This window comes from Faecalicatena contorta (assembly GCF_003149105.1).
Taxonomy (GTDB): Bacteria; Bacillota; Clostridia; order Lachnospirales; family Lachnospiraceae; genus Muricomes; species Muricomes contortus_C.
In genome coordinates this window covers 46,744-59,795 of sequence record NZ_QGDS01000011.1, presented here as the reverse complement: position 1 = coordinate 59,795, position 13,052 = coordinate 46,744, and the positions used below count along the sequence as shown (strand labels likewise).

At 41.7% G+C, this 13,052-nt stretch carries 11 protein-coding genes; 9 read left to right on the top strand and 2 right to left on the bottom strand.

Annotated features, from left to right (window positions below; all coding sequences use genetic code 11):
- Positions 1-51 precede the first annotated feature (51 nt).
- The 7 genes from A8805_RS15935 to A8805_RS15905 all read left to right on the top strand — a co-directional run bounded on the left by A8805_RS15935 (position 52) and on the right by A8805_RS15905 (position 8,139).
- Positions 52-1,476 (top strand): rhamnulokinase, encoded by a 1,425-nt coding sequence (locus tag A8805_RS15935; RefSeq protein ID WP_109712943.1) that lies wholly within the window; start codon positions 52-54, stop codon positions 1,474-1,476.
- Positions 1,477-1,513: 37 nt separating this feature from the next.
- Entirely contained in the window at positions 1,514-2,176 is a 663-nt protein-coding gene (locus tag A8805_RS15930) for a class II aldolase/adducin family protein (RefSeq protein ID WP_242992436.1), read from the top strand.
- 60 nt (positions 2,177-2,236) lie between these two features.
- Positions 2,237-3,568 carry an ABC transporter substrate-binding protein gene (locus A8805_RS15925; protein ID WP_109712942.1) on the top strand — a complete coding sequence of 444 codons (1,332 nt, stop codon included), beginning with the start codon at positions 2,237-2,239 and terminating at the stop codon, positions 3,566-3,568.
- Positions 3,569-3,855: 287 nt separating this feature from the next.
- A complete protein-coding gene (locus A8805_RS15920) occupies positions 3,856-4,614 on the top strand; it encodes a carbohydrate ABC transporter permease (protein ID WP_207657713.1) in 759 nt (252 codons plus the stop codon).
- Positions 4,611-5,432 carry a carbohydrate ABC transporter permease gene (locus A8805_RS15915; RefSeq protein WP_109712938.1) on the top strand — a complete coding sequence of 274 codons (822 nt, stop codon included), beginning with the start codon at positions 4,611-4,613 and terminating at the stop codon, positions 5,430-5,432. The genes A8805_RS15920 and A8805_RS15915 overlap by 4 nt, the downstream gene beginning before the upstream one ends.
- 9 nt (positions 5,433-5,441) lie before the next feature.
- A complete protein-coding gene (locus A8805_RS15910; protein ID WP_109712936.1) occupies positions 5,442-6,908 on the top strand; it encodes an FGGY-family carbohydrate kinase in 1,467 nt (488 codons plus the stop codon).
- 4 nt (positions 6,909-6,912) lie between these two features.
- Complete coding sequence (locus A8805_RS15905; protein ID WP_109712934.1) at positions 6,913-8,139, top strand: ROK family transcriptional regulator; 1,227 nt, start codon at positions 6,913-6,915, stop codon at positions 8,137-8,139.
- Positions 8,140-8,175: 36 nt separating this feature from the next.
- On the opposite strand, the gene A8805_RS15900 is transcribed toward A8805_RS15905, so the two are convergent.
- Together A8805_RS15900 and A8805_RS15895 are read right to left on the bottom strand one after the other, a co-directional pair.
- Positions 8,176-9,114, bottom strand: a complete 939-nt coding sequence (locus tag A8805_RS15900; protein WP_181392874.1) for a carbohydrate kinase family protein — start codon at positions 9,112-9,114, stop codon at positions 8,176-8,178.
- Between the two features lie 133 nt (positions 9,115-9,247).
- Positions 9,248-10,273 (bottom strand): zinc-dependent alcohol dehydrogenase, encoded by a 1,026-nt coding sequence (locus A8805_RS15895; RefSeq protein ID WP_109713102.1) that lies wholly within the window; start codon positions 10,271-10,273, stop codon positions 9,248-9,250.
- A 275-nt stretch (positions 10,274-10,548) separates the two neighbouring features.
- Here A8805_RS15895 and A8805_RS15890 point away from each other — a divergent pair, with 275 nt between their 5' ends.
- Together A8805_RS15890 and xylB are read left to right on the top strand one after the other, a co-directional pair.
- Complete coding sequence (locus A8805_RS15890; RefSeq protein WP_109712930.1) at positions 10,549-11,316, top strand: GntR family transcriptional regulator; 768 nt, start codon at positions 10,549-10,551, stop codon at positions 11,314-11,316.
- Between the two features lie 63 nt (positions 11,317-11,379).
- Positions 11,380-12,906, top strand: a complete 1,527-nt coding sequence (gene xylB / locus A8805_RS15885) for a xylulokinase (protein ID WP_109712928.1) — start codon at positions 11,380-11,382, stop codon at positions 12,904-12,906.
- The last annotated feature ends 146 nt before the right edge of the window (positions 12,907-13,052 follow it).

Below are 13,052 nucleotides of genomic sequence, written 5' to 3'. Positions count from 1 at the left end.
TAATATGATTTAATTAAATCGAAAAAGAAATAATTAAGCGAGAGGTGTGATATGAAGAAGGTAATTTGTGCAGCTGCTGATTTGGGCGCAAGTGGTGGTAAAATGGCGAAAGGAGCCTTCGATGGATATAAAATGGAGATGGGTGATTTTATTGATTTCGATAATAAAATGATTGAGACTCCTAACGCTCTGTATTGGAATGTATTTGGTTTATACAACAATATTCTAGATGGAATTGCCCAGTATGCTTCTTATGACAGGATTGACAGTATTGGGGTTGATACATGGGGAGCAAGTTATGGATTTTTGGATAAAAAGAACAGGCTGCTGGAGCCGGTCTACCATTACAGGGATAAAAGGACAGAGCATACGGTAGAAAACCTTTATAAGGTTGTAGGGGAGAAGAAATTATTTGAATTAACCGGCTGCCAGTGTAATAGAACATATACATTGCCTCAATTGTACTCTTACATAGAACAGGATACAAATATTTTAACAGAAGCAGATAAAATGCTTTTTCTGCCTGATTTGCTGGCATATTTCCTGTCCGGTGAGATATCCACAGAAATGACTATAGCCGGGACTTCTGCGTTGATGAATACTTCTCAGGAAGACTGGTGCCTTGAATTATTTGAGAGGCTTAGTCTGCCGGTGCACTTTCTTACCAGTATATCAGACGCAGGCACTGTCAAAGGAAAACTATTAAAAAATGTAGGTGAAAAGACAGGGGCAGTAAATGCAAAGGTTATTGCGGTAGTGGAGCATGACAGTGCCTCAGCGGTGGCTGCGATTCCGGGATTTGGTCCTAATCAGTTATACATCAGTATAGGGACAAATGTAAGTATGGGCGTTGAAATGGCGGAGAGTATTGTTTCGGGAGAAGCTTTCCGGTGTGGATTTAAAAATACTGGTGGAATAGGGCGGAGCAAAATTGTATATAGAGATTTTTCTGCATTCTGGCTTATAAATGAGCTGAGAAGAGTCTGGAAGATGGAAGGAAAGAGTTATTCCTATGCAGATTTAATTTCTTTAGCAGAGCAGGCAAAATCAAAGCAGGTTTATTTTGACTTAGAAGAAGCAACATTTAATAATGCGGATGGCGATATACGCAAAAAGATAAATCATTACTTGAAAAAAACAGGGCAGAATCTGGTTGAAGAGGATGGCGAATATGTACTTTGTATCTTGGAAAGCATCTCTATGAAAATTAAGTATTATGCAGATTTATTAAAGAACAATTTGAATATCCCATATACCCAGGTGTATGTGATTAACGGTGGTTCAAGAAATCATCTTCTTATGCAGATGATAAGTGATGCTTTGGGAGTGGAGGTGAAAGCAGGGATGCCTTATGCTACATTGACTGGAAATCTTTTGACTCAATTATATGCCCAGGGCTATGTTAAGACAGTTGATGAGATGCGGGAACTATCAAAGCAATCCTTTATAATGAAGCAATACGAACCTCGAAATTAATAGAATTAAAGTGAATGTGAAAGGACTGAATAGAATTATGAAAATGAAAGAATTGGATTTTGAGGCAATCAGAGAGATTATGAGAGTCAGTAAAAGGCTGGATGAAAAAGGAATGGTAAATGCTTTTGAAGGGAATATATCAGCCAAATCGAAAAAGGATGGCTATATTTATATTACCCCCACAGGGAAAAACAAGGCTTTGTACACAGAGGATATGATTGCAGTGATTGACACAAATGGAGAGTGGATTGGCGGAAGCTGTAAACCCACATCTGAGCTTCCTATGCATTTTAATACATATAAAATGCGGGATGGAAAAAGCATAGGCGGAGTTGTTCACGCTCATCCGACCTTTCTCACGGCATATTCTTTGTGTTTAAAAGAGGTGGAAACAAGAGCTTATCCGGAAATGATGGGAAATTTTAAGAAATTTCAGGTAGCTCCCTATGGCAGACCCGGTGAGCCAGACATATATGAAGAGGCGAAGCCATATTTTGAGGCCGGACAGGACATTGTGATTTTAGGAAATCATGGCGTGCTGGTAGTGGGAGAGACTACTACTGATGCGATGAATAAGTTAGAAGCGGCAGAATCTATTGCAATGACACTGTATTATGCAAATAAAATTGGAAAGCAGCAGGATTTAGACCCGGAGGAATGTGAAATGTTTTTTAATAAGAATAATGTAAAAATTCTTTAAAATATAGAACAGTTCAGAGCTCGGCTGTTTTATATAAATTAAAAATGCAGGAGGAAGAATATGAAAATGAAGAAATTGATTAGTTTAGCAGTTGCAGCAGCGATGACGCTTAGTCTGTCTGCATGTGGTGGCTCCTCTGACGGCAAGTCCGATACAGGTTCAGATAAGCCATCTTCTAAGGACGACGGCAAAAAGGTTGTTACAATCTGGTCATGGTCACCTATAAGCAGGACTATGGATAAGATGATTGCAGCATTTGAAGCAGAACACCCGGATATTAAAATTGACTTTACATATTACAATTATGACCCGGAATACCTGTCTGCATTATCGGCAGCGGCAGCATCAAACAGCCTGCCTGATATTATTGCAACACAGCCGGGTTCACTGACACAGCAGTACGCGGATTATCTCATTGATCTTAGTGATCGTGCGGCAGAATCATGGGGAGATGACTGGGGCTCCAACTTTGCAGATGTGGTATTAGACCAGGTATATCTGGGAAACAAGGAAGGAGATAAAAAGCTGAATTTCCTTCCTATTGAAGCTCAGGTCATAAGTGTTGAGTACAATAAGACATTATTTGAATCATTGGGTCTGAAGGTACCTGAAACTTACAGCGAGTTAAAAAACGTGTGCGATACCTTGAGTGAAAAAGGATATGCACCTTTATTTCAGGGCGGAGCCAGTGACTGGCAGAATTTAAATGTATATTTAATGCTGCTCTCACAGTATGGAATGGAAAACTTTGACAAAGCCCAAAATGGCGAAATGAAGTGGACAGATGATGTTTTTGTATCAGCAATGAACACCTGGAAAAGGATGTTTGATGATGGTATCTTCCAAACAGGTGCATTATCTGCTACATGTTATTCCGATGGAACTACCGCGTTTACCGCAGGGCAGGCAGGAATGATTGCTCTTGGGTCATGGTGGACACAGGAGTTTACTGGAGAGGACGTAGCCCAGGCAGTAGCAGACTGGGATTTTGATTACTTCTATCTGCCTCCGATGGAGGATGGCCTTACGGCAAGTACACCGGTAGGCGGCGTGGATTTTGGGATGGGTATTACTGAAAATTGTAAAAATGTTGATGCGGCGTGGACAGTATTGGAATCCATGGTATCAGGAGCGGGAATACAGGCATGTGCAGATGACTTGAATAACCTGCCTGCATTTAAAGGAATAGAGCCGAAGGCGGCGGATTTGCCGGATGATGTGGTTTCCCAGTTCAACCGGGCTTCAGGAGATTTGGCCGGTGCAATGAACCAACGTGTTGCCAATCCTACAGTTGATACGGCATTAAAATCAGCTCTTCAGGCAGTTGCAAGCGGAGAAATGGGAGCAAAGGAAGCAATGCAGATTGTGCAGGATGCGCAGGATGCCCTGTAACACAGAGGGTGCCAAAATGTTTTGGGGATATGCGGGAGAATCAGCAGCTGATTCTCTCGCATTCCTGAATTGAGAGTGAAAATGTGCAGGAATGTTGATGAACATTAGGAGGAATGACCATGACGAAGGCATCTGTTAAACCTAATATAATACAGCAAAAAAAGAAGTATAACACAGCAGGCTATTTGTTTATCTTGCCGGCGTTTCTCTTTTTTTGCGTTTATATTCTTTATCCGATATTGTTTGTAAGTTGGGGGAGTGTATTTTCCTGGACCAATTTAAGGAACATGGAGTTTGTAGGACTGAGTAATTTTGCTGCAATTGTAAAAGACGGAAACATGATAAAAATATTCAGGAATTCTATTTTGTGGATTTTAATTACAGTTCCGGTACAGGCATGTATTGGCTTCTTTCTGGCATATTTAATAGAGGAGCGCCTGAGAAGGGGAAAAGGATTCTTCCGGACAGTATTTTTCTTGCCGGTAGCTACCTCAGTATCTGTAGTAGCAATTATATGGGGCAAAATGTATCTTCCTTATAACGGACTGTTTCAGATGATTTTATCAAGTATGGGGCTGCATCTTTCGGTTAATGTTTTAGGCAGTCCTGCAGCGTCTATTTATGGAATTATCTTTACCAATGTATGGGAATGGACAGGATGGTCCATGATTATGTATGTTGCAGGTATTTCTCAGATACCTGAAGATTTGAAGGAAGCTGCTAAAATTGACGGGGCAACGAAATGGAAGGAAGTGAAATATGTGTTTTTGCCGTCACTTGCATCCACTCATAAATCACTTTTGATGTTGGGCATTATTGGCTCTCTTCAGACTTTCGCATTAGTATACACTATGACAAATGGAGGACCGAATTATGCCTCCGAAATGCCTGGTACGTATATATTTAAGATGGGATTCACCAACCAGCAAATGGGATATGCATCCGCCTTATCTGTTGCTTTCCTGATATTCGCGCTGGCACTGACCATTATACAGATCAAGTTTCTGGGCTCAGGTGATTTTATGAAGAGAGGTGAGAAATCGTGAAAAAAAGTAAAGGTAAAGTATGGTCCCTTATTTTAATCCTCATAATGATTGTTTTTCTGGTTCCTCTGCTTTATATGCTGAGCATGTCTTTTCGTACAGCAGACAATATGTATAGCCCGTCCTTGTTTGTGAAGGGAATGACAATTCATAATTATGTAAAGGTAATCAAAGAAAACCCTAATTTAATCAAGAACTTCTTTTCCAGTGGGTTTGTTACGGCAACAACAGTGGTACTGGTTACAATATGTTCTACAATGGCTGTATTTGGATTTTCCAGGAAAAATGTTCATGGAAAAGTGCTTATTTATAACATGCTCTTATGTACGCTGATGGTACCTATCAGCGGGCTGGTTATTCCTTTAACTCAGATTAACAATAAGCTGGGATTGATTGATAATTACTTTGGATTGATTTTCCCTTATGTGGCTCTGGGGATTCCATTTGCAATTACCATTTTACAAGGCTTCATGGTGGCTATACCTCAGGAGTTGGAAGAAGCGGCAATTGTGGATGGCTGCGGGACGGTCCGGTTGTTTATACAAATTATTTGTCCAATGCTAAAACCAGGAATTGTGGTAATTGTAATCTGGCAGTTCTTGACCTCGTGGAATGAATTTTTCCTGGCTTTATGTACGATGACAGACGTAACAAAGCAAACACTTCCTTTGGTAGCGCAGCAGTATAACGGGGCATATTTTAGTCAGCCGGGAGCACTGTTTGCGGCGCTGACTATTGTTACAATACCTACGTTGATTTTCTATGTAATTGTACAAAAACAGTTTGTAAAGGGCTTAACTGCGGGAGCGGTAAAGGGATAGGAGGCTGTTATGGGCTTATTGGGGATAGATGTGGGAACTACAGCGTGTAAAACAGTTCTGTATGATTTTCAAGGAGCAGTATTGAATTCTGCCAGGGAAGAATATAAGTTGTATCATCCCCGAAACGGATGGGCAGAAATAAATCCATGGGAAATGTGGAGTGCTGTAAAAAAATGTATCCGTGATACTGTTAAAAGCAGCGGACGGAAAGTGGAAGCGCTGGCAATTTCAAGTCATGGTGAGGGAGTAATACCTCTGAATAAGAAACTTGAAGTGACGGGTGCGGAAATTGTTTCTTTTGACTGCCGTTCTATTGAGGAAACCAAGGAATTAGAGAAGAAATTTGGCAAGAAGTATTTCTTTGAACAGGGAGGGCAGTTATTATCATCAACAGGCACTTTGAGTAAAATAATGTGGATGAACAAGCATACAAATCATTTGGTGCAAAAACCTTATGCATTTGTATGTGCGGGAGATTATGTTGGTTTTCAGCTCACTGGCAACAGAGTTATTGATTTCTCATTAGCATCGAGAACCATGCTCCTGAATGTACATGAAAAGGCCTGGAATGATGAACTGATGGAATATGCCGGGATTTCTCCGAATCAGTTATCTGTGCCTGTTCAAAGCGGGGGTGTAATAGGGAATGTTCATAAAGGATGTGCCCGGGAACTGGGGCTTTCTGCTGATACTGCTGTCATTGCGGGAGGTCATGACCAGCCTTGCGCTATGATTGGAGCAGGTGCTTTTCAACCGGGAGAAGCTGTGTATTCTATGGGGACCACGGAAACCCTTATATGCAGCATGAAGGAGTTTAAGCGAGAATTGTATGATCAGGGACTTTGTTGCTGCCCTCATGTACTGGAAGGGCAATACATTACCTTGCCAGGGAACTTTACGGGAGGAAACCTGCTCCAGTGGTTTAAAAATATCCTTGTAATATCACAGTGTGAAGGCTACAATTATGACAAGATGATGGAAGAGATGGCCGATTATCCCAGCGGAATACTCTTGCTCCCTCACTTCACAGCAACAGGATCCCCCTGGAATGATTCGGAAAGCCGCGGAATGATTTCCGGGCTTACCTTGAGTACAACAAGAGGAGAGTTAATCCGTGCGCTGCAAGAGGGCGTTACGATGGAAATGCTGCTGAACCTTCAGATACTGAAACAGCAGGGTGTAGAAGTAAAAGAACTGATTGCTGTAGGCGGAGGGGCAAAATCCAGAAAACTCATGCAGTTAAAGTCAAATGTTCTTGGGGTGCGTTTATCAATCCCAAAGGACTGTGAGGCTGCATGCAAAGGGGCGGCGTATTTAGCTGGGCGCACAGTCAGCGGCCGGGGAAATACATTCGCATTTGAAGGTGAAAAGCCGGAGTATGTGGTGGTTCCAGATAAGGAAATGTATGGACAATACATGCATAGTTTGGTAAAATACAGTAAAATGTATAGGGTGCAAAAAGAAATTTGGAGATAGCATTATGGTAAAAGAGAGTGATTCCATTATACAAAATCGAAAGTATTATCAAAGAAATAAAATGCTTAGTATTATACGGTTTCATAAAAATGTATCCCGGTATGATATTAAAAAGATAACTTCTTATAGTATGACTACAGTGATTAGTATGATAGATGAACTTATCAGTCAGGGCTATGTGTATGAAGTAGAATGTGAAGAGAACCGGGTGGGCAGAAAGCCTGTGTGGATAAAACTGAATCCTGAGGGCGGATATTTTATTGGTATTGAATTCAACGGGAGAATGATGCACTGTGATATGGTGGATTTTTCCGGAAATGTTATTTATCGAAACGAAACAGCAATGCATCGGGAAGATAGCCGCGCGGTCATTGTGGGAAAAATTGTGAATAATATTAAGATGGCCCGGGAACAGTTGGGGGAAAAGAAGGATAAAGCGCTTGGGGTCGGAATTGGAGTACCGGGTTACGTGAATAAAGAAGAGGGCATTGCAAAAGGCTATACACATTTTGCAGATTGGAAAGATGTCCCTATTAAAGAAATTATTGAAGAACAGATTGATATTCCCTGTTATATCGAAAATAATGTAGACGTTATGGCTTTTGCCTACAAATGGCTGTACTTTAAAGGGGATTATGAAGATTTTCTCTTTCTTTCCATTCGAACCGGGGCCAGACTGGTTCCCGTAATAAATAACAGGCTGGTTTTTAGTGAGACTGGTTTTTCGGGAGAGATCGGCCATGTGAAGATTGCGCCGAGACATGATATTTGTACCTGTGGAAAGTTTGGATGTCTGAACACAGAAGTTTCGGATTTTGCAATAGCTGCTAAGATCAGGGAAGGAATTCGTATTGGGAGGTTTCAGGAAATTAAAGAAATGGTAAAGGGTGACATGGAGGCAATCACGGTAAATACCTTTGTGAAATCTGTGTTACTGCGCCATGAAGATTCTTCCACACTTATGAGGGAGATAGCAATGCATCTGGGAAATGCATTGGGATTTACGGTGAATCTATTAGCCCCCAGGAAAATTATTATATTCGGCGAACTGGCGAAAATCGGCTCCTTATTTATTGATGAAGTGAGAAGGAATATAGAAGAAGTTGTGATTCCTGAAAACATTGAGGGGTTTTCAGTAGAGGCTTCTAATGAGGGAGAAGATTTAGGGGCTATAGGAGCGGCTGCCTTAGTGATGCAGAGACAATTTAATTTTATAGAACAAACCATTTAGGCTTTGGAATTTTCAAAACTTAAATGGTTTGTTTTGTCATTGTTTACTTATAAACTCCTCCACTTGTGCGCGGTTCTGCACACCGGAAACAGCACCAATGGACTGGACACACAGCGCGGAACAGCCCATGGCAAATTCAACAGCATCCCGTAGACCAGCTCCCTGGAGGATTGAAGAAATAAAACCAGCAACAAAATTATCCCCGGCTCCGGTTGCGTCGATGGCTGTCAGGTTGTAAGCAGGCACAGAAAAACACTCTTGCCCATTCTTGACAAAGCATCCTTTCGCTCCAGTCTTGATAATCACATTTTTGACACCATAATTAAGAAAAACATCGGCCATCTCAGAGTAAGTGCTTTTTTGAGTATAAAACTCGGCTTCAGTTTCATTTGGAAAAATATAATCTATATATGGCAGTGATTCCTTAATATCTTCCAGTGAAAGCTCCCCGTAATGGGCCAGTTTTGTATCAGCAGCTACAAGTGCCCCGGTGGACTTGGCGGTCTGACAGATAGATAAAATTGTATCAGGCCGGTTGAGAGGGGCGCGGAAAAGGCTGGCAAGTGAAACCACTTGGGTTCTTTTCAATAAGGAAACATCTGGTTTGAAGAATTTGACCAGATAAGCCGGAGAATTAATTGATCTCCGGCTTCCATCCGTATTTACTAAAAGGGCAGCCACTGGAGTCTGGTCCGTATTGCTGTAAATAACCGCATCGGTATTTACAGCATTTTCTTTTAGTGTATTCGTTACAATATCGCCCGCTGAATCACATCCCAACCCGCACATTATCTGAACATGATGTCCTAAGCGGGATAAAATAACCGACTCATTAAAAGCGTCGCCGCCGGGAGACAGAGTTATGGAGTCTGCGATTCCAGCAGTGCTATGGTGTGAATTTATATTTTGACCTTTTATGATACAGTCCAGCAGAGCCTGGCCTATGCAAATAATTTCTACGTTTTCAATACACACTTTTTTATTACTCCATTCTTTTTGTATGGTTTAAAAGATATAATATGCCTCATTAAACATTAGCACTTCAATAAGTATAAATTATAAACCAGAATAAGGTGTATTTCAAGTTTGCAATATCAAAGGCTATATACTATTCTTCCATATTAATCATAACTTTCATTGCTTTGTCTTTTTCCTGATCAATGGTGTCATAACCTTTCTTGAACTCTTTGAATCCAAAACGATGTGTAATCAATGATTCAAATTCGATTTTTCCGTCAGATACCAGTTCAATGGCTTTGATGTAGTCTTCTTCACGGTACATGGCACTGCCGAGAAGCGCGAGCTCATGATCCTGTACGGCAGCCATATCAACAGCAGCAATATCTCCGAATACGCCCACAACAATGATGTGGCTTCCTTTTCTTGCATATGCGATTGCCTGCTTCATGGTAGGATTGATGCCGATGCATTCAAAAATAACGTCGGCCCGGTCTTCTCCGCAGACTTCAATAATTGCTTCTAATAAATCTTTCTCACTGGGATTTACAGTGGCAATGCCGCATTTTTGTGCTGTTGCAAGCCTGTAAGAACTTAATTCTGATAACAGGACCACTTCTGCTCCCATTGCCCTGGCAGTCTGTGCAACCAGGTTGCCGATAGGGCCGCCTCCTAAAACAACTGCCTTTTTGCCATGCATATTTTCAGAAAAACGGCGCACTGCATGCACAGCAACTGCCAGAGGTTCAATCATCGCGCCGTGATCCCAGGAAATTTCTTCAGGAAGGACAAGGGCTTTTTTAGCATCTACAACAAAATATTCGCTGGCCATACCGGTTGTCTGAAATCCCATTACTTTTAAGGTTTCACAATCGTTATACATTCCGTGGGTACATGGATAGCATTTTCCGCATACAACCTGGGGCTGAATGGTTACTTTGTCTCCGACCCTGCAATTTGTAACCTCGGTTCCGGTTTCTGTCACTTCTGCAGATACTTCGTGTCCCTGGACGACTGGGTAGCTGGTATACGGATGCTTTCCGTGATTTACGTGTATATCAGAGCCGCAGATGCCAATACGTTTCATTTTAACCTTAATCTGATCTGGCTGTACTTCTGGAATATCGACTTCCTGGTATACGATGTTTCCTGGTTCGGTCATGATTGCCTGTGTCATCTTACTCATAATGCACATCTCCTTTATATTTTGATTCTATGTAGTAATGTAATATCATTATAGTAGCACAGGAGACAGAAATGTACAAGTGTAACATATGTACGACTAAACTGTGCGTACAAAAAATAGAAAAACTATTGATTTTTCACTATACTATGTTATTATATAGTTACATAAGGATATTTATACAAAGTACGCACTAAGCTCTTGCGGGAGAAAAACCTCTATGTTACAATATTTGTAAATAATGATGCCGTAGGCAGGAGGATATTGTAATGTTAGATAAAATTGAAAGGATCAATAAGTCAGTTCCTATTCCGTTGTATTTTCAACTGAAAGAACTCATTTTATCGGAAATCAAAGAAGGGAATTACAGAAGCGGGGATTTAATTCCTACAGAAAAGGATATTAGCGATGCCTTTCAGATTAGCCGGACCACAGTGAGACAGGCAATCACTGAGCTGGTACAGGAAGGCTGGCTGTATAGGGTGAAGAGTAAAGGGACCTTTGTGTCCCAGCCTAAGATCTCTCAGGAATATATCCGCAAGATTGAAAGCTTTAATGACCAAATGTACCGTATGGGGGTAGCACCGACTACGGAGGTATTGGAGCTGAAGACGATGAAAGGAACGGAAGCAGGAGATTCAGTGATTAAAGCACTGGAACTGGGAGCGAATGATTCTGTTATTTTCCTGTACAGAAAGAGATTGGCAGATGGAGACCCTATTGTCACTTCTAAGACATATCTTCCCCTTGCTGAATGTGAATTTTTGCTGACTCATGATCTTAGAACAGAGCAGTTGTACAGCATTCTTTCTCAGAAAGAAGAGACTAGAATCTTCAGAATTGAGAGAATTGTGGAAGCTGTTGAGGCAAAAACAGAGGATGTGAATCTTTTGGAGATAAAGCGGGGAAAACCAATACAATATTTTGTATCCATCGGTTATAATGCGTATGGCAAGCCCATTGAATATACCTTATCCAGATACCGCGGAGACAGAAACAAGTTTGAAGTAACTGTGTTTCCGGAGAATAAGAATTAGAGCATGTTTGGAAACCCGTTGCCCCAAGTTCAAACACGCTCTGGATAGAGGAGGAGCAGAAGGATGGCGAAATATATTTTGGCACACGACCTTGGTACTTCGGGCAATAAGGCTACATTATTTTCAGAGGATGGCCGGCTGATAAAAAGTGAGGTGTTCTCTTATGATACCCATTATTTTAATGATACATGGGTGGAGCAGAATGCGGATGACTGGTGGGATGCCGTATGTAAGACAAGCAATAGTCTGATTACATCAACAGGTGTTGACCCTGGGGAAATCGGTGCCATCAGTTTCAGCGGTCAGATGATGGGATGTTTGTGCGTAGACAGAGAGGGAAAACCACTCAGGCCATCTATCATATGGGCCGACCAGAGGGCGCAGGCCCAGGTGGCTCAGATTGAAGCCCATATGAGCCAGCAGGAGTTTTATCATATTGCAGGGCACCGCAATACAGCCTCATATGGTGTTCAAAAGCTGATGTGGATACGGGATAATGAACCTGATATTTATGAGCAGACTTATAAAGTGCTGAATGCGAAAGACTATATTGTATTAAAACTGACGGGAAAGTTTTATACTGAGCCGTCAGATGCAAATAGTATGACCTGTTTTGATTTAAATACGTTCCAATGGTCGGAAAAGATATTGAAATATGCGGATATTGATCCGGATAAACTGCCCGAGATAAAACCTTCTACTTTCATTGCAGGTGGCGTGACTGCCAGGGCAGCAGCGGAGACCGGGCTTATGGAAGGCACGCCGGTTGTTATGGGCGGCGGTGACGGAGTAGTTGCAAATATTGGGTGTGGCTCTATTGCTCCGGGAAAAACTTACTGCTGTATGGGGACCTCTGCATGGATTACAACAACTGCGGAAAAGCCAATTTTTGATGAGCAGATGCGGACAGTGACCTGGGCACATGTAATTCCGGGATTGTATGCACCAAATGGAACAATGCAGTATGCAGGAGGTTCCTATAATTGGCTGAAGAATACGATTTGCACTATGGAAGCGTATAAGGCAGAAAAAGAGGATACCTCACCTTATCTCTATATGAATGAATTAATTGCAGGAAGCACGGTAGGTGCCAACGGAACTATTTTTCTCCCCTATCTTTTGGGAGAGCGTGCTCCCCGCTGGAATCCGGATGCAAAAGGGGCCTGGATTGGAATGAAGCCGGAAACGACACGGGGAGATATTTTGAGAAGCGTACTGGAAGGTGTGACCATGAATCTGTCCATTTGCCTTGACATTCTCCGCACGCAGATAGAGATTGATGAGATTACTGTAGTAGGAGGCGGAGCAAAAGGTGCGGTATGGCGCCAGATTATGGCTGATGTGTATAATGCGAAAATACAGGTTCCTTCTTTGCTGGAAGAAGGAAGTTCTATGGGCGCGGCTGTAATAGGCGGAGTTGGAGCCGGTATTTTTAAAGATTTTACAGCGATTGACCGGTTTATTAACATTGAATCCGTACACACTCCCGAGCCAGAGGCGGTAAAAGCCTATGCACCGGTGAAAGAAACTTTTGAAGAGTGTTATTTTGCATTGGAAAATGTGTTCAAAAAAATGGCAAAGCGTATATAAAAGAAAAAGTAGGGTGCTGTAAAATCACTGGACTGGAGTGATAGAGCGGTGCCCTTGTTTTATGCAGGCAAAATTGGAGAAATCTACAACAAAAATTTCACTGTGAGTGAAAAAATATGTTGACAACGAAAAAATGTTGTGATACA

Excerpts from the sequence above, each read along its gene's own strand:
- A8805_RS15935 (WP_109712943.1), top strand. The coding sequence starts at position 52 with ATGAAGAAGGTAATTTGTGCAGCTGCTGATTTGGGCGCAAGTGGTGGT.
- xylB (WP_109712928.1), top strand. The coding sequence starts at position 11,380 with ATGGCGAAATATATTTTGGCACACGACCTTGGTACTTCGGGCAATAAG.
- A8805_RS15925 (WP_109712942.1), top strand. The coding sequence starts at position 2,237 with ATGAAAATGAAGAAATTGATTAGTTTAGCAGTTGCAGCAGCGATGACG.
- A8805_RS15895 (WP_109713102.1), bottom strand. The coding sequence starts at position 10,273 with ATGACACAGGCAATCATGACCGAACCAGGAAACATCGTATACCAGGAA.
- A8805_RS15930 (WP_242992436.1), top strand. The coding sequence starts at position 1,514 with ATGAAAATGAAAGAATTGGATTTTGAGGCAATCAGAGAGATTATGAGA.
- A8805_RS15890 (WP_109712930.1), top strand. The coding sequence starts at position 10,549 with ATGTTAGATAAAATTGAAAGGATCAATAAGTCAGTTCCTATTCCGTTG.
- A8805_RS15905 (WP_109712934.1), top strand. The coding sequence starts at position 6,913 with ATGGTAAAAGAGAGTGATTCCATTATACAAAATCGAAAGTATTATCAA.
- A8805_RS15910 (WP_109712936.1), top strand. The coding sequence starts at position 5,442 with ATGGGCTTATTGGGGATAGATGTGGGAACTACAGCGTGTAAAACAGTT.
- A8805_RS15920 (WP_207657713.1), top strand. The coding sequence starts at position 3,856 with ATGGAGTTTGTAGGACTGAGTAATTTTGCTGCAATTGTAAAAGACGGA.